The organism is Chryseobacterium sp. G0201, from assembly GCF_003815655.1.
Taxonomy (GTDB): domain Bacteria; phylum Bacteroidota; class Bacteroidia; order Flavobacteriales; family Weeksellaceae; genus Chryseobacterium.
This window is the reverse complement of sequence record NZ_CP033917.1, coordinates 597,728-620,057: the sequence shown is the minus strand read 5'-3', so window position 1 is coordinate 620,057 and position 22,330 is coordinate 597,728. Positions and strand designations below refer to the sequence as shown.

Annotated in this window: 20 protein-coding genes; 4 read left to right on the top strand and 16 right to left on the bottom strand. The window is 33.8% G+C overall.

Features of this window, described 5'->3' with window-relative positions:
- Positions 1–80 precede the first annotated feature (80 nt).
- The 4 genes from EG348_RS02800 to folK form a co-directional block, all read right to left on the bottom strand.
- Positions 81–1,982, bottom strand: a complete 1,902-nt coding sequence (locus tag EG348_RS02800) for an ATP-dependent DNA helicase RecQ (RefSeq protein WP_123980465.1) — start codon at positions 1,980–1,982, stop codon at positions 81–83.
- Positions 1,983–2,065: 83 nt separating this feature from the next.
- Positions 2,066–3,520 carry an OmpA family protein gene (locus tag EG348_RS02795; RefSeq protein ID WP_123980463.1) on the bottom strand — a complete coding sequence of 485 codons (1,455 nt, stop codon included), beginning with the start codon at positions 3,518–3,520 and terminating at the stop codon, positions 2,066–2,068.
- Between the two features lie 86 nt (positions 3,521–3,606).
- Positions 3,607–4,716 (bottom strand): OmpA family protein, encoded by a 1,110-nt coding sequence (locus EG348_RS02790; RefSeq protein WP_123980461.1) that lies wholly within the window; start codon positions 4,714–4,716, stop codon positions 3,607–3,609.
- 21 nt (positions 4,717–4,737) lie between these two features.
- Positions 4,738–5,154 (bottom strand): 2-amino-4-hydroxy-6-hydroxymethyldihydropteridine diphosphokinase, encoded by a 417-nt coding sequence (gene folK / locus EG348_RS02785; RefSeq protein WP_123980459.1) that lies wholly within the window; start codon positions 5,152–5,154, stop codon positions 4,738–4,740.
- 19 nt (positions 5,155–5,173) lie between these two features.
- Here folK and sppA point away from each other — a divergent pair, with 19 nt between their 5' ends.
- Complete coding sequence (gene sppA, locus EG348_RS02780) at positions 5,174–6,931, top strand: signal peptide peptidase SppA (protein ID WP_123980457.1); 1,758 nt, start codon at positions 5,174–5,176, stop codon at positions 6,929–6,931.
- 75 nt (positions 6,932–7,006) lie between these two features.
- On the opposite strand, the gene EG348_RS02775 is transcribed toward sppA, so the two are convergent.
- From EG348_RS02775 to rpmB, 5 genes are all read right to left on the bottom strand, one after another.
- Positions 7,007–7,261 (bottom strand): GlsB/YeaQ/YmgE family stress response membrane protein, encoded by a 255-nt coding sequence (locus EG348_RS02775; RefSeq protein WP_123980455.1) that lies wholly within the window; start codon positions 7,259–7,261, stop codon positions 7,007–7,009.
- Between the two features lie 66 nt (positions 7,262–7,327).
- Positions 7,328–8,281 (bottom strand): signal recognition particle-docking protein FtsY, encoded by a 954-nt coding sequence (ftsY, locus tag EG348_RS02770; protein WP_072412354.1) that lies wholly within the window; start codon positions 8,279–8,281, stop codon positions 7,328–7,330.
- A 111-nt stretch (positions 8,282–8,392) separates the two neighbouring features.
- Positions 8,393–8,545 carry a DUF4295 domain-containing protein gene (locus tag EG348_RS02765; protein ID WP_002976755.1) on the bottom strand — a complete coding sequence of 51 codons (153 nt, stop codon included), beginning with the start codon at positions 8,543–8,545 and terminating at the stop codon, positions 8,393–8,395.
- Between the two features lie 19 nt (positions 8,546–8,564).
- Positions 8,565–8,747, bottom strand: a complete 183-nt coding sequence (gene rpmG / locus EG348_RS02760) for a 50S ribosomal protein L33 (protein ID WP_027373683.1) — start codon at positions 8,745–8,747, stop codon at positions 8,565–8,567.
- A gap of 3 nt (positions 8,748–8,750) precedes the next feature.
- A complete protein-coding gene (gene rpmB / locus EG348_RS02755; protein ID WP_054511814.1) occupies positions 8,751–8,993 on the bottom strand; it encodes a 50S ribosomal protein L28 in 243 nt (80 codons plus the stop codon).
- Positions 8,994–9,233: 240 nt separating this feature from the next.
- Between rpmB and EG348_RS02750 the strand changes: the two genes are divergently transcribed.
- Positions 9,234–10,946 carry a T9SS type A sorting domain-containing protein gene (locus EG348_RS02750; protein ID WP_228414827.1) on the top strand — a complete coding sequence of 571 codons (1,713 nt, stop codon included), beginning with the start codon at positions 9,234–9,236 and terminating at the stop codon, positions 10,944–10,946.
- 174 nt (positions 10,947–11,120) lie between these two features.
- Here EG348_RS02750 and lnt read toward each other — a convergent pair whose 3' ends face one another.
- The gene (gene lnt, locus EG348_RS02745; RefSeq protein WP_123980453.1) at positions 11,121–12,755 is read right to left on the bottom strand and encodes an apolipoprotein N-acyltransferase; all 1,635 of its coding nucleotides are present in this window, start codon (positions 12,753–12,755) and stop codon (positions 11,121–11,123) included.
- A 55-nt stretch (positions 12,756–12,810) separates the two neighbouring features.
- On the opposite strand from lnt, the gene EG348_RS02740 reads away from it, so the two are divergent.
- Positions 12,811–13,230 carry a VanZ family protein gene (locus EG348_RS02740; RefSeq protein ID WP_123980451.1) on the top strand — a complete coding sequence of 140 codons (420 nt, stop codon included), beginning with the start codon at positions 12,811–12,813 and terminating at the stop codon, positions 13,228–13,230.
- A 42-nt stretch (positions 13,231–13,272) separates the two neighbouring features.
- Positions 13,273–13,854 carry a hypothetical protein gene (locus EG348_RS02735; RefSeq protein WP_123980449.1) on the top strand — a complete coding sequence of 194 codons (582 nt, stop codon included), beginning with the start codon at positions 13,273–13,275 and terminating at the stop codon, positions 13,852–13,854.
- A gap of 198 nt (positions 13,855–14,052) precedes the next feature.
- Here the strand turns inward: EG348_RS02735 and proC are convergent, their stop codons facing one another.
- The 6 genes from proC to EG348_RS02705 all read right to left on the bottom strand — a co-directional run bounded on the left by proC (position 14,053) and on the right by EG348_RS02705 (position 22,242).
- Positions 14,053–14,856 (bottom strand): pyrroline-5-carboxylate reductase, encoded by an 804-nt coding sequence (gene proC, locus EG348_RS02730; RefSeq protein WP_123980447.1) that lies wholly within the window; start codon positions 14,854–14,856, stop codon positions 14,053–14,055.
- Between the two features lie 24 nt (positions 14,857–14,880).
- Entirely contained in the window at positions 14,881–15,444 is a 564-nt protein-coding gene (locus EG348_RS02725; protein ID WP_123980444.1) for a hypothetical protein, read from the bottom strand.
- Between the two features lie 86 nt (positions 15,445–15,530).
- A complete protein-coding gene (locus EG348_RS02720) occupies positions 15,531–16,679 on the bottom strand; it encodes a cytochrome-c peroxidase (protein WP_123980442.1) in 1,149 nt (382 codons plus the stop codon).
- A 3-nt stretch (positions 16,680–16,682) separates the two neighbouring features.
- The gene (locus tag EG348_RS02715) at positions 16,683–18,209 is read right to left on the bottom strand and encodes a DUF6850 family outer membrane beta-barrel protein (RefSeq protein WP_123980440.1); all 1,527 of its coding nucleotides are present in this window, start codon (positions 18,207–18,209) and stop codon (positions 16,683–16,685) included.
- Between the two features lie 31 nt (positions 18,210–18,240).
- Positions 18,241–19,470, bottom strand: coding sequence for a DUF4876 domain-containing protein (locus EG348_RS02710; RefSeq protein WP_123980438.1), 1,230 nt, complete (start codon positions 19,468–19,470; stop codon positions 18,241–18,243).
- Positions 19,471–19,491: 21 nt separating this feature from the next.
- Positions 19,492–22,242, bottom strand: coding sequence for a carboxypeptidase regulatory-like domain-containing protein (locus EG348_RS02705; protein WP_123980436.1), 2,751 nt, complete (start codon positions 22,240–22,242; stop codon positions 19,492–19,494).
- Positions 22,243–22,330: the final 88 nt, after the last annotated feature.

The window sequence follows — 22,330 nt, the reverse complement described above, 5'->3', positions numbered from 1 at the left end:
TGATTATTGAAAAATTAATTGATTTAAAAATTAAAAGATTCGCGTCATGGAAATAATATCCATTACCAATTACTTATTATTTATGCCAACGCGTATGTCCTAAAATTAAGCATTTTCACCTTTCCCGAGTCTAAAAGATAGATGAGGTTTTCTAAAATATTTTCTTTAGGATGATAACTCAGCTGTATAGAAAGTTCTTCAATTGTTGAAGGTTTTTCGGTTAATAAGCTGACGATCTGATGAGAAATGTTTTTCCCGAACATCGATTGTTTATTCTTTTCACAAACAGAGCATTGACCACAGTTTTTAGAATTTTTTTCACCAAAATAGGCTAAGATCATTTTCATTTTACAGTAATCGTTACTTTCTGTGTAAAATTTCATTTCTTCCCATTTCTGGATCTTATTTCTTTGAATATGTTCAAACAACTTCCAATAACCACTATTGATGACTCTTTCGTCTCTAGGTTTTAGGAATTTTACGCTTGATAATGCACCGTCTACATATTCAAGATAATTTTTTTGCTGTAATTCTTTAAGTCTTTCTTTTATTAAATGAATGCTTATTCCTAATTTATTACTCACTTGCTGTTCGCTGAACAACACTTTATGCGTTGTAATTCCTGAAATTGTACGAAGCAAAAGCTCTATAAAATAAGCGTCTTTTTTGGGTAGCTGCTCAATTTCATCGGCCTTTATCAGCAATTCTACAGAAGACAGACTTTTATTGTCATTAAAGTAAATGATTTCCTGATTGTGAAGAAAATTTAGAACATTTTTAATTTTTGCCGTGGATAATTTGGTGAAGTTTTGAATTCCGGCAGCGTTTAACTGGAATGTTTTCTCTGGTAATTCATATTCTGCAACCTGAAAAATAGAGTAGAGGTACGTGACGATTTTTAAAAATTCCGCTTTATTGGGAGTTTGATTTTTTAAGATCTGATCAAAGTTTGATATTTCCTGCTGATTCCATAGCATAAATGCAAAACTGTCTTTTCCATCTCTTCCTGATCTTCCGATTTCCTGATAATAATTTTCAATCGACGGCGCAGGTGAGAAGTGGATCACAAAACGAACATTATCTTTGTCGATTCCCATCCCGAAGGCATTGGTTGAAATTAAGACATTGTTGTTATTTCTGTTCCAATGATTTTGTTTTGCATTTTTTTCTTTTGTAGTTAATCCAGCATGGAAAAAATCTACATTTTTTAATTGATTTTTATGTAAATATTCAGTCAGTAATTCTGCTTCCTTTCTTGTACGAACGTATATGATACCAGAATTAGTATTATATTTTAAGATATTAAAAATTCGCTGGAATTTATCATTGACCTCTTCTGTAAAGATTTTAATATTATCTCTTTTAAAACTTTTATGGAAAATCTGAGGATTTTTAAGCTCCAGTTTAGTTTTAATTTCTTCCAATACTTTTGGAGTTGCCGTAGCTGTTAAAGCCAAACATGGAATTTCAGGATTATTTTTTCTAAATTCTTTTATATTCTGGTAACTTGGTCTGAAATCCTGTCCCCATTCTGAAATACAGTGCGCTTCATCTACGGCGATAAATGACATCTGAATTTCTTCGATATTTTGTAAGAACTGTTTATTCGTCAATCTTTCCGGAGAAACGTAGAGAAGTTTTGTTAAGCCGTCTTTACATCTGTTATAGATCACTTCAGCATCAAAATCATCAAGCTCTGAAGATAAATATTCTGCTTCAATTCCTCGAAATTTCAACTGATTTACTTGATCTTTCATTAATGCCAAAAGAGGAGAAATAACCAGACAGGTTCCTTCTTTTAATAGGGCAGGAAGCTGATAACAAAGGGATTTTCCGGCTCCTGTAGGTAAAAGAACCAAGGTGTCTTTCTCGGTAAGAACAGAATTAATGACTTCTTCTTGTGAATCTCTAAATTCAGCATATCCCCAAAAATATTTCAGGGTTTCATATTTTAATTTTTGAAAGTCTTGTTGGGAAATCATGAGGTAAAAATAAGGAAAGTATTGTATTACAACAAAAAAAGTCACGCATTGCGTGACTTTAATATAATTAAATAATTAGTTTATTATTTAGCTTCAAAGTAAACTCTTCTGTTCGCTCTGTTTTTCCACTCAGGACACTTAGTAGCAGGGTCACACTCAGGATATTTAAGGTCTTTTTCACCTTTACCTATAGCGTTCAATTTAGTTGACTCTACACCGTTTTTCACTAAGTAACTCTTAACGCTATTAGCTCTTCTTTCAGATAATTTTTGGTTATAAGCATCAGAAGCTCTAGTGTCAGTAGCACCAACTACATTATAAGCTCCGTTTGAAGAATTAATATAGCTAACTGCATTGTTAAGAATAGGAGTGTTAGATGGTAAGATTCTGTCAGAATTTAAATCAAATTCAATTCCTTCTAAAGTTCTAGTATCATCAGTTACAGGTCCGGTAGCTGTTGCTGTAGGACATCCGTTGTTTTCAACAGGTCCAGGAACAGTTACACACTTATCGTAAAGATCGATTACTCCGTCTAAATCTGTATCAAGAGCTACACCTGCACCATCAACTCTTGCACCTGCAGGAGTATCAAGTTGTCTGTCCCAATCGTCGCAAACACCATCATTATCAGCATCTCCTTTTTTACAAACTTCGATATCTTGGTTTTTGTTAGCCAATACATCTAATTTATAATAGATTTCCTGTAATGGGTCATGCCACATTAAGTGAGATTCATGTTTTCCTAACTTTAAAGAGATCCCTAAAGTAGCGTTGAAGAAGTTATCAGAAACTTGCTCTTCACGTTGGTTAATAGCGCTGTATTGTGTACCTCCACCATCAAACTCATCATCACCAGTCATAACATACATTAGTCTACCTTCGATATCTAATCTTCTGTTAACTTTAAATTTAAGACCGGCACCAGCCTGACCGAAGAATGAACCTAATTTGAATGGCTTGATTTCAGTCATTAATCTTTGTCCTGTCTCATCTTTCTGATAAGCTTTGTATGCTAAAGTACCAACACCTGCATATCCGTGTAATGCCCATCTGTATGGAGAATGATTATCAACTCTTCTTAATAAATTTGAGAAGTTGATATCTCCTAAGATAGAGATCGCATCATACTGAGTTCTACCTGCTACTTGCTGATATTTTGAAGCATCTGCAGGGGCAGCATCTTTGGTATTGAACCAACCTTGTCTTGTTTCTCCTCTGTCATACTGAAGATTAATACCAAAAGCATGAGTAATAGCTTTATCAATACTGATGTAAGCAGAATATCCAAAAAGATTTTTACCGTTACCGTTTTTTATTGATGTTAAATCCGCAGATTGAACCAAAGGTACTCCGGCACCAAATGAGATTGCCCAATCATTAAATCTCTTAGATTTCTGTGTAAATGGGGAAACATTAGCAGAACCTGAAGAAAATGTGTTTGGATATTTTCCGTTTGAAGAAACTGCCGTTGAGTCTTGTGCATAACTTGCTGTAGGAACAGCTAGTGCTAATGCAACAATTGCTAAACTTAATTTCATAGTGTATTTTTTATTTAGTTATTTAAATGATTTATTTTAATTGAAGTAAAATTTTACTTACTGTATTCGCTGTTTACTAATGATAATTATTTAGTAGGACAACCATTGTTTTCTACAGGTCCAGGTACAGTTACACACTTATCGTATAAGTCAATAACTCCATCAAGATCCATATCTAAAGCAACACCTGCTCCATCTACTCTTGCACCGGCAGGAGTATTTAGTTCTCTGTCCCAATCATCGCAAACTCCGTCATTGTCATTGTCACCTTTTTCACAAACAACAAAATCTGTTGAAGCATTTTCAAGAACATTTGTTCTGTAATAAGCTTCTTGTAAAGGATCATGCCAAGCTAAATGAGACATGTGTTTACCTAATTTAAATGATACACCTAAATTAACTGTCCACATGTTGTCAGATCTTCTGTCATTGATCATGTTATACTTTGATACATTAGAGTTAACGTCATAATCACCAGGACCAGCCCATCCACCACCGTCGAACTCGTCATCACCACTGATGATGTACATTGTTCTTGCTTCGATGTCAATAAGTTTTGAAACATTATACTTCAAACCAAGACCAAACTGATAGTAAATTGAGTTAATATCAAGTTTCTGATCAATAAACAAAGGAATTCTTGCGGGAGTCGTACTCCATCTGTACTCGTTGTTGTCGTGTAAAGATGTGTTATAGTTCATGAGTCCAATACCTCCATAACCATGTAATGCCCATCTGTAAGGAGAATGATTATCAACTCTTCTCAAAATGTTTGAAAAGTTAACATCTCCTAATAAAGCAATTTGGTTATACTTGGTTTTTGCAACTCCTACACCTGCTAATTGTCCGGGTACACCTTGCAACATACCTTTTTGGGTTGTTTCACCCCTTTGGTAAACAATGCTTAATCCGAATGTGTGTGAGATCTGTTTGTCTATGCTTACGTAACTGTTATAACCCCAGTTAACCTTTTTGTCATAAAATGACGTAAGGTCTGATTGAGTCATAAATGCTGCACCTCCACCGACTGAAATACTCCAGTCGTTAAATCTTCTAGCCTTGTTGTCGAAAGTTTGGACATTGGCAGAACCTGAGGAAAAAGTATTCGGGTATTCGCTAGAGGAACTAACGGCGATACTGTCCTGAGCATAAGTAGCAATAGGCAAAGCGGCCAATAATAATAAACCTAATTTCATACAATATGTTTTATGTTTTATTTAAAAAAAATCTTTTAATAATATTCTAGAGAATTCCCTTTCAAAAAGATGTTTCTGGTGAGGGACTTCTAACCTTTCTGATGTGAACTTCAATTCATCATATTTAACGATATCAATGTCTATTATTCTGTCGGTATAGCCTCCTGAAACCTTTGAATCATTAATTCTTCCCATCTCAAATTCAATACTTTTAACAAAATCAAGTAGTTGAATTGGTGAAAGATGTGTGAATATTATTGATGCAATATTACAAAAAATATTGGAACTAGCAAATTCTACAGGCTCAGATATTAAAAATTCACTAATTTTTAATATATCATTACCTCCTTTTTTAATGTGTTCTAGGGCTTCTTCAAGATTTTTTTTTTTGTCTCCAATGTTACTTCCCAGTAACAAAACTACCTTATGCTGCGACATATTAGAAAATGATTGATTTATGAAAAGTTTTTTTAAAAATGTACTGGCAAATATAGTAGCAATTGTGATAATGTGTGTCGTATTTTTCTTCTTTTTCATTATGATGCTGGTGTTTAGCTCAATGGGAAGTGATAAATCGGTAGAGGTAAAAAAGAACTCTGTCTTAACTATTAATTTAAAAACAAATATAATAGATAGCCCTACAGAAGAGGAAACAGGAATATTTAATATTAATAATCAAAACAAAAACGTTCTGATTTATGATGCCATTGAAGCTATCAACAAAGCGAAAACTGATGATAATATTAAAGGAATAAGTATTGAAGCTGATGATCTTCATGCAGGGATTACTCAGATAGATGATCTAAGAAATGCGATTCAGGATTTTAAAAAGAGTGGAAAGTTTGTTTACGCTTACGGTAATGCGGTTTCTCAGTCTTCTTACTATTTAGGGTCTGTGGCGGATCAGTATTATCTGAATCCATCAGGAATGATAGAGCTTAAAGGTCTTGCTACGGAAGTTACTTTCTTTAAGGATTTTGCTGATAAATATGGAATTGGTATCGAAGTGATTCGTCACGGTAAATTTAAATCTGCTGTTGAACCGTTTTTAAGAAATGATATTTCTCCTGAAAACAGAGAGCAATTAAGTACTCTTTTAAATGATATATGGAAAAATACTTCTACAAGAATTGCAACTTCAAGAAAAATTGATACTGCACAATTCAGAACAGTAGTGGACAGTTTATATGGTATGATTCCTGAATTGGGATTGAAACATAAACTGGCAGATAAATTAATTCAAAAAACAGAATATGATGAATTAATTAAATCAAAATTAAGCTTAAAAGAAAAAGATAAATTAAATAAGATCTCTTTAGGTAAATATATTGATTCATATTCTGACGATGGTAAATCTGGAGATAAAGTTGCTGTTTTGTATGCATCAGGATCAATTAATAATGGAGACGGATACAATGATATTTATTCTGATAAGTATATTAAGTATATTAAAGAATTACAGGAAAACGATAAAGTAAAAGCTGTTGTTTTAAGAATTAACTCTCCCGGAGGAAGTGCAAATGCTTCTGATGAGATCTTGTTTGAGCTTCAGCAATTAAAAAAGAAAAAGCCGCTTGTTGTTTCTTTTGGTGATTACGCAGCATCCGGAGGTTATTATATTGCAATGGCAGCCGATAAAATTTATTCTGAACCTAATACATTAACGGGGTCGATCGGAGTTTTCGGTGTAATACCTTACTTTAAAGATTTGGCTAATAAAAATGGAGTACGTTCTGATATTGTTGCTACCAATGCAAATTCTCAATATTATTCTTCTTTAAATGGTGTTAGTCCTTATGGAGTAAGCATGATCACAAGAAGTGTTGAAGGAACGTATAAAAGATTTGTACATTTCGTAACGCAAAACAGAAAGCAAACTTTTGAGCAAATCGATAGTATTGGTGGAGGTAGAGTATGGAGTGGAACAAGAGCTAAACAAATTGGTTTGGTGGATGAATTGGGAACTTTAAACGACGCAATAAAATTTGCTGCACAAAAAGCAGGTTTAAAATCATCTTATAATGTAGCTTCTTTCCCTAAAAAGATGACTGCATTTGAACAGATTTTTAATGATTTAAATGAAGATGAGATCTCTGCAAAAATTATTAAAAGTAAAATTGGTAAAGCAAACTATGAAATTTTGAATCAGATCACCAACGAGAAGTTACAGTCTGAAGTAAAAATGGAAATGCCTTATCAGATTAAAATCGACTAAATTATATTGTTTCATAAAAGAAGCCGGATTTGAATTTCAAATCCGGCTTCTTTGTTTTTTATTTATTATTTATAACTAACCTTTCCTTGTAGCCATTCCGTAGATCCAAAGAACGATTAACGCTCCTCCTACAGCCAATAACATACTTCTGAAATCGAAACTATCTGTAGTTCCCCATCCTAAAAAGCTACCTATAAATCCTCCTACGAAAGCTCCAACAATTCCTAAGATGATGGTCATTAGCCAACCTCCTCCTTGAGTTCCAGGCATAATTAGTTTTGCAATTGCTCCTGCGATAAGACCAAAAATGATCCAAGTTAAAATTCCCATAGTTTTAAAATTTTTAATTGTTAATATGAATGTGATTTACTAATTTAAAGAATTATATGATAAAAATCATCTCTTCTTGAAAAAAGAATCTACAAATTCTGTACCATTAAACAATTGCAAATCTTGCATCTTCTCTCCAACGCCAATATATTTCACCGGAATCTGGAACTGATCAGAAATCCCAATCACAACACCTCCTTTAGCTGTACCGTCTAGTTTTGTAACTGCCAAAGCATTTACTTCAGTGGCTGCTGTAAACTGTTTAGCCTGCTCGAATGCGTTTTGTCCGGTAGAGCCGTCAAGAACCAATAAGATCTCATGAGGAGCATCAGGAATAACCTTTTGCATTACTCTTTTAATTTTTGAAAGCTCGTTCATTAAGTTGATTTTATTGTGAAGCCTTCCTGCTGTATCAATAATAACAACATCTGCTCCTTGAGCTTGAGCACTTTGTACTGTATCAAAGGCAACAGAAGCCGGATCAGAGCCCATTTCCTGCTTTACGATTGGAACGCCAACTCTTTCGCTCCAAATTGTTAATTGATCAACAGCGGCCGCTCTAAAGGTGTCAGCTGCTCCCAAAACTACTTTTTTACCTTCTGATTTAAATTGATGAGCCAATTTCCCGATCGTAGTTGTTTTTCCTACACCGTTCACGCCCACAACCATTATTACATAAGGTTTTTTTGAAGCATCAATATTTCCTGTTCCTGCGTGAGGATTTTCAAGCAATAATCCTGAAATTTCTTCACGGAGAATATTATCAAGCTCACTTACATTTACATATTTATCTCTGGCAACACGCTCTTCAATTCTTTCTATAATCTTGATGGTGGTTGATGCGCCTACATCTGATGCAATAAGTATTTCCTCCAGATCATCCAGAACTTCATCATCTACTGTACTTTTACCGACTACGGCTTTTGTTATTTTTTCGAAAAACCCCTGACTGGATTTTTCCAATCCTTTATCTAAAGTTTCCTTTTCTTCTTTTTTGAAAATATTTTTAAACCAACTCATATTAGAATTTTGATTGTATATAAGATGTTGTATTATCTCTCTTTATCACAAAGATAACAAAAAAACTACCCAAAAAATGAGTAGTTTTTTATATTGTAAATAAAGTGGTAATTATTTTTTCAAATAACCATCAACTTCGTCTGCATTCATTACTTTTTCTTCGAAAACGTAAGCTCCTGATTTAGAAGACTTCACCATTTTCACGACTTTAGTCATTTTCTTAGACTGTCCGCTTTGTAGGGTTGCTACTACTTTCTTTGCCATGGTAAGTTATATTTATAAATTACTTGATTTCTTTGTGAAGGGTAGATCTCTTAAGAACAGGATTGTATTTTTTCAATTCCAATCTCTCTGTAGTGTTCTTTTTGTTTTTTGTAGAAATGTATCTAGACATTCCTGGCATACCACTTTCTTTGTGCTCTGTACATTCAAGGATTACTTGAACTCTATTTCCTTTTTTTGCCATGATTTAGTTCTTTTTAATCAATCCGTTTCTAGTGCCTCTTTCGATAGCCTCTTCGATTCCAATCTTGTTAATCACTCTCAATCCATGAGCTGATACTTTCAGTGTTACGTGCTTATCTTGCTCTGGAAGGTAAAATTTCTTCTCTAATAAGTTAATTTCAAAACGACGCTTCGTTTTGTTATTAGCGTGAGAAACGTTGTTACCAACCATTGCACGCTTTCCTGTTATTTGGCAAATTCTTGACATATCTCGATGTTCTTATTTGTATAATATTTGAGGTTGCAAAATAACGAAGAATTTTTTAGATAGACAAATGTTTTATAAAATATTTACAAATAACTGACTGATTCATACGATTGAATTTCAGCATAAGAATAATCTTCAGATACCATGGGCATTGAGCCTGATAAAATTCATATAAACTTTATAAAGGAGCGATAAATTAATCCTATATCTTTGTTTTTAATTAATCTAAATAAAAATAATATGAAGAGGATTTCTATTCTATTATCAATGCTTCCAATAGGAATTATGGCGCAAACCTTTACTGAGATTCAGACAAGTATGAATAATTACTACTATCCGGCAAGCGATATAGGAGATATTGATGATGACGGATTACAGGATATTGTCGTAAACGGAGCAATAGATTCTGATGGAGACGGAAATGTAGATACCACTTATAATGGGATATATAAAAACAATGGAACAACATTTATTCCTTACGCTGATCTTGGCGCAGATGCAACGCATATAGGAGATATAAAATTCATTGATTATAATAATGATGGTCTGGCAGATATTATTTCTACAGGGTTGAACTATATGGATATTGTGAATTATAAACATTACAGATTCAGAAATACGGGTTCAGGTTTTGTGAAAGAAGCTGATTTGCCTGGTAAAATCTACGGCTCTATGGAAGTTTTTGACTTTAATCATGACGGTTTACAGGATTATGCATTGAACGGAACTCAATATATCGACGGAATCGGATTTGTTAATAAATTAGATTATTATCAAAATACAGGAAGCAGTTTTCAGGTATCTCCGGGATGGATGGAAGGTACCCAAAACAGCAGTTTTAAAATGGTTGACTTAAATAATGACCATCTTTTAGATCTTGTAATATTGGGCTACGACGGCAATAGTGATGCTATGTTTAAGGTGTATTTAAATATTGCAGGAACGCTGACACTTACCCAAACACTTCCTCCATTAGCGAGTGGAAAACTGGAATTTGCCGATTTCAACGCCGATGGATTTCAGGATATGGTTGTCTCAGCGCAGGATGATGAATACAAAGGATATCTTGCTGTTTTAATGAATGATGGAGCAGGGCATCTAAATATTCAACAAATAAATACTCCGGAAATATCAGATTCATCGTTAAGTGTCGGTGACTTAAATAATGACGGTTACTACGACTTCATTGTATCAGGAAATGATGAAAATAATGATGCTGTGGTGAAAGTTTTCACTTATAATCCAAGCAATCAAAATTTTACAGAAAATATAACTACAGGTTTGTACAACTTAGGAGGTCCGGGTTTTGTGCATCTACTTGACTATAATAATGATCATCACCTCGATGTTCTATTGTCCGGATTTGATTGGGCAGATCCGGCAATGCCTTCATTAACCAAAATCTTCAAAAATGTTTCATCCGAAACCAATGTAAAACCCGCACCTCCTACAAACCTGAATCTTACAAAAACCGGAAACAGATTTAATTTCTCTTGGACAGGCGCTTCAGATGATAAAACACCGGTTAATGCATTACGCTATGAAATCAAAGTCGGAACTACTCCCGGAGCTCATAATCTTGCCAAGTATGTCATTACAACACCATCTTGGTTCTTGGATCTTGATCCTTCCATTCAGAACGTATATTGGAGTGTTCGATCGATTGATGCTTCAAAAGTATATTCCGATGCTTCTACAGAAAATACATTAGGAACTCAAAATATCAGTTTAGACAAACAATTCTCCATTTATCCGAATCCTGCTACAGAAAGGGTATTCATCAAAGGCGAAAAAGTTTCTGATGTTGAAATGTATTCAATAGATGGCGGAAAACTGAATGTTACGTTGAGCAGCGATCAATCGATCAACGTTTCTCATCTTCCAAAAGGAGTTTATATGATTAAATTAAAAATAAAACAACAAGAAATCACCAAAAAACTCATTATTAAATAATTGAATTTTTCCTTAATCAATGCGAAAAGCCAGACGTCCAGCTGGCTTTTCTTTTCTCTACCTTTATTTTAAATGGCGACCCAGATTTTTCTGAGCCGCCATTTTATTTTTAATTGTTCAAATTATTTTAAAAACAAATTTTCACAAACATCTGTTCAAATCTGTGAAAAAAAATTACGCTTTTTTCATTTTATTTTGAACTCTTTTAATCAAGAAATAAAACAACAAGAATCCCAACGCAAAAAATGAAAATCTCGTCAGCAAATCGCCGCTTCTTGTGTAAAAAGTCTGCGTATCATAAAGATTAATTTTAGCAAATAAAGTCGTTTTATCTCCATAAAAAGTATCTTCTACAATTTCTCCTTTTGCGTTTATGTGAGCCGAAATTCCACTATTGGCAGCGCGGGCAATTTCTCTTCTGGTTTCGATGGCTCTTAATTTTGCATACGATAAAAGCTGTTTGTGACCTTCCGAAACACCCCACCAAGAATCATTGGTCATGATCGCGAAGAAATTGGCTCCTTTTTTTACATAATCGGTTACAAATTCACCATAAATGCTTTCATAACAGATGATTGGAGCAATTTTTCCTTTGTTAAAAGGATTTGAAAAGGCAACCCTCTCTTTATCCGTTCCCAATGAAGCAACAGTTCCACCCAAATTAAGCATGGCGTCGCCTAAAAGTGGTTTTAAAACACTCATATAAGGGAAAATTTCAACACCGGGAACCAATTTTCCTTTGTGATAAACTATCACTTTTTGATTCGGAACGATTTGAACTGCCGAATTATAGCTTTCAACCCAAAGTGCAGGGTTAAGCTGATAAGCTTCTTTTGGTAATTTATCTTTTTTTGTATAAAAACGATGTGAAGAAATTCCTGTCGAGAAAACCGAACCCGGATGTTTTGCCAGAAAATCTTTAACATTATTTAAAAGTAAACTCTTCTCAAAGGCAGTTTCAGAAATAGAACCTCTTCCGGGAAGTGCTGTTTCAGGGGCAATATAATAATCGATCTTTCCTTTTGAGTTTCTTTCTGCAAGGCTTAAAAGATCATTTTCTATCGTTAAACTGTCTGTAGAATATTTTTCTCCGTAAGGATCAAGATCGGGTTGAAGCATCAAAACATTCACCTGTCCAATCGGTTTTTCATTAAAATTATTGTATTTCGCCAATGAAATAATCATTGGAACAACAATTAAAACAGCTACAATAGCAGTATTTATAAGTAAACTCTTTCTTTTTCGTCCTGCTTCCCAAATTCTTAAGGTATAAAATATAAGAACATTAATAACCAAGATCCAGAAACTTCCACCCGTTGCGCCCAACGTATCATACCATTGCACGAATTTTGGATATTCGGAAAAGACATTTCCAAGATTTAACCAAGGCCACGTAAATTCCCAATTTAAATGAAGCTTTTCAAAACTCATCCAGATTGCGACAAAAAAAGCAAGTCCCCAATAGGTTCCCTGCGCGTTTTTATACCAGTGGTAGCATTGAAAAACCAAAGAATATAGAAGTGAATTAACCAACACAGGAAATACAACCGCCATCATAGAATGGCTTCCGTCAGGGTTTTTAGAGCCGTACAGCCAGCCTGTGGTTACGATATTCCAGATCACAAAACACAGGTAGGAAAGCCCGAAAACCACCCAGCTTTTTCTATTGAATTTAGAAAATTTTGAAACGCCATGTTCCATCATCAAAAGCGGAACAAGAGCAAAAAATATAAAGAACGGAATTCCGTAAGTTGGCCAGGATATAGACAACAGCATCGCCGAAATGAGCGTAAGTAGAACGTATTTCATTAATTTTATTTAACATACAAATTTAATGTTTTTGAAATGAATAAATTTGTAATTGATGTTAAAGAAAATTTACAAATTTATTATTGTTCCATACACTTTGTTTTTGCTGTATCTCATGTTTTTAGGAATGGGCAGATTTCAGTATGATGAAAATATTGTGAGGATAAAGCCCATTTTGTCGACCATACAATTCATTGAAGGAACGATTCTGTGGGAAGATATCATCAGAATTGTTTTGGGAAATGTTGTAATGTTTATTCCATTTGGTTTTCTGGGGTGGATCTTTCCTAAACTTAAAGATCTTAAAAGTCTCCTTTTTTCCTTTATATCAGCAATCGTTATCGTAGAAGCACTTCAGTATTTTACAAGATGGGGCATTTGCGAAATAGATGATGTTATTCTTAATACTTTCGGGGTTTATTTAGGCTTTCTGATGTGCAGATTTTTAGAAAATAAATTCAGTCGTTGGGTATAATTCCTTTTCAGTATTCGTTACATTTGTTAAAAACAATTTAAGATGGATAAGAAAGGGTTTTTTGTAGAAGAGATCAAAAAAGAATTACTTGGCGATTGGAAAAGTATCGCAGTTGAAGTTCGTCCAAGTTCATTTAAAAATGAAGACGGAACTTTAAAACCTTTTAACTTAACAAGAGAATTCAGTTATTTACCGGAAGATAAATTTCAATTGGAAATCATCAATTATGCTGATGCTTACGGTAAAATTCCTTTGGTTAAAATGTTGATAAAAGGAGAACTAGAGTGGCAGGGCGATCATCCCGTTGCGGAAGGCGCGCAAAAAGTAGATTTTACAGCCAACGAAAGTTATGAAGTGACGCCTTTGATTCAGAATTTTGCAGCTGTATTGAATAATCTGGCAAAAGAAGATTTTGATCAATGGGAAATTGGAAAATCTCAAAATATTTTCAAGAAAAAATTTATTCCTTTTGGTTTGAAAGAAGGAGATATTTTTAAAGAATATGATCTGATTTACCTTTATAGAGATATGCTATTTTGGGGTGCAAGAAATATTGACGGAAGAGGTTTTGATACCGAAGAAAACCGTCCGACGAATTTGCAGATTCCGATGGTTAGGAAATAATTTTCTTACAATTAAAAATTTAAAAAATAATATCCATAAAGTTGGTCATTCCGGAGGAATCTAGGCATAGTTTGCGAAAATTATTCTGTGAATTACTGTGTTTAGATTCCTACAGAATGACAAATTGGATGTTAAAAATATTTTTAGTATTTATCTTAAAAAGCTTAACAACTTAAAAAATTTTAATGGTTTAAATTTCTATCCATTCAATTCTTTCGCTCGTTTTTCGGCATTTAAAATTCCGTTTTTGAGGATTTCTTTGAAATTATTTTCCTCGAACGTTTTTAAAGCTGCTTCGGTTGTTCCGCCTTTAGACGCAACGTCTTTTATCAATTCTTCCAAGTTTTTGTCAGAATTATTAATTAAATGATAGGCGCCCAACATGGTCTGTTTTACGAATAGTTTTGATAAATTTTCGTCAATTCCCATTTCCATTCCGGCTTTTATCATGGCATCTACGATGTAGTAGAAATAGGCCGGTCCACTTCCTGAAAGTGCGGTTACGCCGTCCAAAAGATCTTCGTTTTCCAAATAAACCGATCTTCCTGTAGAATTCAATAATCTTTCAATATTAATTAACTGACTGAAAGAAATTCCTTCCGCAGAAGTAAAACCGGTAATTCCCATCCCGAGAAGGGTAGGTGAGTTCGGCATTGCTCTTACAACAAGAGGATGATTTAATAATTTTTGAATTTTTTCGATCTTAATTCCTGCCATGATCGATAAAACCATTTGATTTTCTTTCAGTTTAAATCTGAAATTTTCAGCAACATTTTGAAAATCCTGAGGCTTTACGGCAATGATGATTAAGTCTGCGTCCAATTCTTTTACATCATTAAAAATTGAAATTTTAGACTTGGGAAATTCTTCTGATATTTTTGATAATTTAGACTCATTTCTTGTAATAAGATGCAGGCTTTCAGGCTTGATCAATTCATACTTCAAGAAAGATTTTGAAAATGACAAGCCCATATTTCCGGCTCCGAGAATAGCTATTTTCATGTGTGTTTTTTTATTAAAATGATATTATTCTTTCAAATATTTTCTAAAGGTCAAAGAATAATTATCATTAAAAGTAATGAATTCTAAGTTTTTAAAAGAAATTTTATGAGGTTTTTTATTGATTTTCCCAGTTGGATCGTAATTTCTGATGATTACAGATTTCTCATTCACTTCTATAATTTCACCAATTGAGAAGAAGTCTTTTTTCTTTTTTGCGCTGTCGATGATGCAGTGGAAGTTTTGTTTCTTTATTGATTTAAACAATGATTCTGCATTTTTTAAAGAGGTATTATCAATAATTTTTTGATTTAATTTTATCAATCCTTCCTCCGAAAATATCTTTTCTGAAGTTTTATCAAACCTGTTGTGACGGATACTTGAGATTTTTTCATAAGGAATGATCTTGATCCCTGCCAAAGTAAAATCGTATGTCTCCTGAATCATTAAAAACTTATCTGATACGTTAAGAATGAACCCAACAACGTAGCTTTCAGGACTTTCTTCCGTAAGATAAATTTTCACATAATTACTTTTAGCAATGTGCTTCTGAATCAGTTTTTTAAATTCTTTTTCTGTTAATCCTGCCATGATTATATTATTTAAATGATTATATTTTTCAATATTGAAAAATATTGAAATTTTGACAAAAGTAAGTCGTTTATGAAGATTAATTTTTACTCAACAGGAAATTCCGGTCTTCTCATTTTATATTTTGTTCCTGAAAGCGATTCCAGGAAAGAAACAAGAGCTTTGGTTTCTTCTTTTGTTAAGTGTAAAGGTTTTAATAGCGGATCGGTCATCGGATATAACGGATCCAATTGTTTTTTCTCCGGACTTGGATCGATTTGGTGCATTCCGCTGTTGTAGACATTTACCACACCTTCCAGATCATTGAATAATCCGTTGTGCATCCAAGGCTGAGTAAGCATCAGAGCTCTTAATTGCGGCGTTCTGAATTTACCGGCATCTTCCGGTTTTTTAGTAATTTCGTATAAACCAAGATCCTGATATTTTTTTTTGTAATAGGTCAACCCGATGTTGTGAAAAGATTCGTCGGTAAGGTATTGTCCGTTATGACAGTTCATACAACGGGCCTTTGTCCTGAAAATATGCATGCCGTAGATTTCTTCATCAGATAGGGCAGTGTATTTTCCTTCTAAAAATTTATCAAAACGGCTTGGCTGACTTTTAATGGTTTTTTGAAAATCGGCGATAGCTTTTACTACTTTTTCATACGTTACTTTATCGGTTCCGTAGGCTTTTTTGAAAAGTTCTTTATATCCTTTTACGGCCTGTATTTTTGCGGGTAAGGTTTTCACATCCATGGCCATCTCATGATGAGCACCAAGCGGGCCGGCTGCCTGTTCTTCCAATGTTTTTGCTCTTCCGTCCCAGAAAAAAGACTGGCGTTGTGCGATATTGTATAACGAAATTGTATTTCTGTTTCCTTGAAGATGATCATTTCCCAGAGCAACACGTCTGCGGTCTGCCCATCCCATTTCAGGGTCATGACAAGAACTGCATGAAACCTGACTTGATTTTGATAATTTAGGATCGAAAAACAGCATTTTCCCTAAAATAACATTAGGCTTATCCTGATCTGCGAAGAAAGTAGAGTCGCTTTTAATGGGAGAAAATTCTTTCCATTGTACTCCGTAATCGATATCCGGTTTTGGCCAAGCGGTGATTGCTTTTTTGTAACTTTTTACAATGTCTTCAATGGTCGGATCCTGAATATTTGACAAATCCTGATTGACCTTTGGCGTAAAACTCCACAATAACAATAAAACCAATCCTAAAACCCAATATATACCTCTTTTCATTCCCTAAAATGTTATTCCTATGCTTGCGCCTGCAAAATTATTGTTTTTTTCTTGAATTTTTTGTGATTGATATTCTGCACTTACGAAGAAAGCAGGTAATTTTTCAAGTTTTAAATCATATCTTAATGATGCTCCAACAGTGGTAATGTCGCTCGCCTGGAACTGATAATCCTGTAGAACCCAAGCGTCAACAGCTGCATTTCCTGTAGTTGATAAAGCGGTAATTGATTTATTAACAACTCTTTTTGAAAAATAAGGCTGGAAACTTAACACCTGATTTTCTTTTATTTGCTGTTTGTAATCTGCATTAATTCCGAAATAAGAATATTCAAATTTTTGTCCTGCATTTGGGTATAATCTTCTTTCTTTAATTTCTTCATACCCGTAAAAAGGAGTCGCCGTGATGGAGAAATGGTCTTGATTGTATTGGTAGAAACCTTTTATTGTTGATACATAGTTTTCTCTGCGGTATGCCTGTCTTTTAAATATCTGAGTCATGTTTGTCGTGTTAAGAGAATAACCATATTCTGAACCTGTTTTTACAGAAGATGTGAAATTTGCTAAAAGCCCTACACGTTGTTTTTGATTTAAATCAAAAAACTTAGCACCTTCGATTTGATAATTTTCATCTACTAAATCAGAAATGTCATAAAATGTATTTCCTGTACCATTATAACTTTTTACATTATTTGCTCTTCCAATACTTGCTTGGAGGTAAAAATCTTTGCCTTCTTTATTGGAAATTTGTAAACCTCCTTTTATACCAAATTCTTCGAATGTTGAAGATGGAGCTGTACCTCCGTTAAATAAGTTATTAGAATGTCCCAATCCTACCATTTGATATACATAAGGTCTTCCCAACACGCTCTGAAAAGTTAAAGAAGTGTTTTGTGTATATTTATTGAATTCACCGAAAACTCCGATTTCATATTCCCTAAAAACTTTGTAGTTTATGCCTGCATTTACTCTCAAATCCGAGGTTGTACTTCTTAATCTGGGATCTCTGGCACGATATCCCAACTGCGCCAAATAACTTATCTGACCCGCAAAAGTCCAAAGATTTGTTTTTTGTAAATAACCTCCGGCAAATTGATAACGTTCAAGATTTAATTTTCCTCCAACAGAATCTGAAGTGATGTATGGAGCAACACGATCATAATCTAATGTTTCATTCCACTTAATGTTATCAACTTTTACATTCTGATAGCTTGCATTTCCCCAAACATAGCAGTTTGGCTTTAATTTTTGAAAAGATTTTGCCTCAACTGTTAAACCTTTTTCTCCGCTTCCTAATTGTTGACGATAAGCTTTGTCATCTTTATTATGAAAACCTACATTGAATTCTGAGAAAGAAGTAGAGCTATAACCCGACATGGATGCCGGATTATAATAAAATTGAGTTTTAAAATTTCTTTCTACATTATATTGATTATTGATCGTTTTAAATAAGCTAAGACTGTCCTGAGCCTTCACTGAAAGCGAACCAATAACGATGAATAGCAGATAGAAAGTTTTTTTTATAGTAAGCATAATTTATTTTAATAATATCGATATGAGATATTTATTCGTGTGAAATCCCATTTTTTAAACTTGGCTGAGAATCTTTTACAAAATCAGTTGAAGAGTTGTTGGTATCAGAATAAGCATTTTTATTGTTAGCTGTTTTTCCTATAATTTTACGTCTTACTGATTTTCCGTAACGTGCAGCATCATTGTCGATTGTTCCTGTAGATGTCCAGCCTCCGTCAATACTTGGAGAAGTTAATGTATGAATGAATTTTGTTGGAATACTGTTATTTACACCGTCTACGATCCATGTGTTTGGAATAGAATATGCACTTTTTGAAGTGACACCTCCCGCACTGTTTTGGTAAGTGTAATCGTATTTATGACTTGTTAAGAACGTAGTTTCATTTTCTCCGGCAGGGAAACGGGCAATTACATAACTTTCAAATCCTCTGTTGTGTAAGAAGAACATGTTGTAGGTCATTTGAGTGTAAATAACCTTAACGTTAGGTACAGCCGGATTGTCAACCTGTCCTAAAGTCGGATTTGTAGAAGGAAATTCAAAATCTGCATTATGCAAATCATAAGCAGTGCTTGTATTTGCTTTATGATCGATAGCGTTATCTGCAATTACAATAAAATCACCAGCCTTAACTGGATATTGAGTTCCATCTCCAGGCAATACCATCACTCCCTTTACAGCAAATGATTGATTAACATCATATGGAGTAGGGTTTTTATCATCTGTTGTAAGGAATTCTGACTGAGCAAGGATTAATTTATCAGCATATAATACTTTATCTGTATTATTGGTAAGCTTAAAATAACGTCCTGAGTTATAGTTTTTATTATCCGTAGTTTTTACTCCTGTGAAAAATACTTCTTCAATGATAAAATCCTCTTTGAATGTTTTAAAATATAACGGAACATTCACATTGGTTGCGAGTGTCGTAATATCTGCAGATGCATTACCTCCGGCAGCAGTTGGTTCCTGTAGAGTAGTAACTACTTGCCCGTTCACTGTAATTTTATAAGAACCATAAGGAACTTCTACAGATAAAGAGCTTGCATTCTGTATCGTTTTTGTAATGACAGCTCCGGTATTTATTTCTTTAATTTCAATATTTAAAGATTGATAAGTAGCAATATTCTCTCCGGAAAAAGATAAAGTTAATACTCCGTTTTGAGCAGTCTGTACTCCGAAATCATCATTGGAACATGATGTCATCGTAAACGTCGTCGTCATCATTGCTACCATACTTAATAGTAAAACTCTTTTTTTCATGTTATTTTCTTTTGATATATATTAAAAATTGTAGTTTAATTCCATTCCGAAATAAGGAGTATTGGTTCCTTTTCTGTAAACTTTTACATTATTGAATGTATAAGGCGCACTGTAATTGAAAAGCCTGTTGACAAACATTGAAGTTTTTAATGACTTGTAGATACTTTTTGTAACCTTAAAGTTTCCGTTGATGGTGAATGTGTATAAATCTGGAAGATTATCTGTAACCGAAACATTTCTTACAAGCCACTGTTTGTAGATATCTGTTCTGTCTGCATCTGTAAATGGATGTATTACGCCATCAATTCCATAGTAAGAAATCGGCTCTGCAATTCTTTGGTCGTTTCTTCTATGGTCATATAAACTTCCCTGAAATGAGGCTGAAACGGTAAGATCTAAACTTGGCAGATAAGTATCGATGAAAAGATTATAATTCATGTTTGAGTTTACATAACCATAATCATTTTGATAGATTCCGTAATAAGGAAAAGGCCCAACTCCAACTGATACAGTAGGTTTAAAGGCAAATGGAATAGAATTTCTATATTGAGATTTAAACCAAGCTCCAGTAAAGGTAAATCTTGTATTGATGGCCTTGATTCTTGGTGACGTATAACCGAATTCTATACCTTGTTTTAATGTTTCGCTTCCGTTCTCAGTTACTTCATATGCGGCAAGTGTAGTTATAGTTTCATACGGAACATTTGTTAAGTTGGGACCGTTGTTCCATTGAGAAAGATCTACCTGTGTTGCATCATATTTTTTATAAGTATGAACAGCTGTATTATCCATATTACGGAAGCCGTTTTTCATATTTTCTTTAAAATAAGTGATAAAAAACTCATTGTTTCTATAACTTAAATCTAATCTGATCTCTTTCTTAATACTTTTTGCGGCCTCGATATTTTTATTTTCTCTAGACTGTACATACGTCATGAAATTTACATAACGGTATTGTGCATCGTTACTGTAATAATTCAACTGAGTATAATCCCAATATTCTTTATTCGGATAAAGCATTAACAAAGTCGGTTGCTTATAAAATAAACCATAACCTAATGTAACATCTGTTTTCAATGGAAAATTATTGATCATCAGATGAGGTAAGCTGTATTGCAGATTCAATCTTGGTTCTGTAAAAATTTTTTTGCTGATGGCGTAAGAATTATCAATACCTAAATTTTTAGAAACCCTCAAACCTGCATATAAAGTGAATTTATGCTGATCGATCGCATAGCTCATTTGATCTCCCAGGAAAGCAGCCAACAGGTTCGAAGCCGGAATATCATTAAAAGCTCTTGGTCTTTGTATTCCGAATTCTGCCGAAGGCGGTGTTCTCATGTCATAAACTATACCATTGCCATTATTTTTAGAATATCTCCAATCCAGACCCGCTTCATAGTCATGTGTGATTCCTGCTGTTTTTCTTGTACCATTTATTTTGAAAAGAGCATTTATGTCCAGAGGTTTTCCTTCTGTTGAAAAATCTGTAACGTAACGTAAAACGGGAAAGAAACCTACATTTTCACCTTGATCGTAGGCTAAAGAAAAAGAACGCGGGCCTGATAACTGTACGAGTTTTCTTTGTTCAATTTTTTCAAACCCTGCACGGATAGCGGTATTTAAAGTTACTTTATTAAAGAATGAGCTTTTATCTAAATTATAAATAAAATTATTGGTAAAACTGATCTTTTTATTATTAGATTCATATCTGTCTATATCTGTTGTTCCATTATCAGGATCTACTTTTTTCTTATCAATGTTTGCAGAAAAATCGATGTTTGATCTCCATTCTAAAGGTCTTGACCAAAGTGTTGAGATTTTCTTTGAACGAAGAGAAGCTGTAATTCTTTGATAGTTTTCAAAATCATCAGTTGGAGTTGCTTTTGAATCCAAGAAATCCGCACTGGCGCTCAACTGCCATTTATCATTTATTTTAAAACCTTTTCCAACATAATATTGTTTGCTGAAACCGTCAGCCTTAAATCTTGCCTGAAGTGGTGATTGACCGATTTTACGTTCAATTTTAATCAAACCTGAAGTTAAATCTCCGTACGAAGCAGAAGGGATTCCACGGATGATTTCTACTTTTTCAATATCATTGGTAGAAATTGTTCTCATGTCAATTCCGGAATATGCTGTTTCCCTACCTTTTACAGATTCCGAAAACTGCCTGTTATCTACAGAAATCTGCAGGTCAGCATTTGAGTTAATGATATTGTCATCAATCATAAACTGTACACCCAACGAAGATGTTTTGTATTGATTTCCACTGTAATCACCAGGGTTTTCACGAAGAATGGGCCTGTTTACACTACTTAAATTCGGAGCTTTAGCCAACCCTCCCGGAAGTAATTCCATCAAATCTGAAAAACTTGAAGGTTGTAAATGCTCCATCGCTTTTCTGTCGATGACGGATTTTGTGGTTAAGCCTTTTCCTTCTTTAGAAAAGACAATAACTTCTTCCAATTTATCGATTGGTTGAAGATTTATGGTCAAATTTTGTTGAGAAGCAAGCGTAATGTTCAGTTCTTTCTCCTGAAAATTAGGATGGATGATTTTAACGCGATATTTACCATTTAACAAAGAAATATTAGCATTTCCATTATTATCTGTGGTTACAGAAGATTGGTCAACCGCAATAGATGCACCTTCTAATTCTTTATTATTTTCGGTGTAAACCGTAATGTTCAATTGTGATCTTCCTTCCTGAGCATATATGAAATGCGTACTGAAAATGAAGAAGAAAACAAAAGATAAAAATCTCATCATCCTATTTTTATTTATTCTAAAAAAAAAGCGAATGCAAATATATTTATTATAAATACGTTGCTATATATTTATTTAGAATAAATTAAAA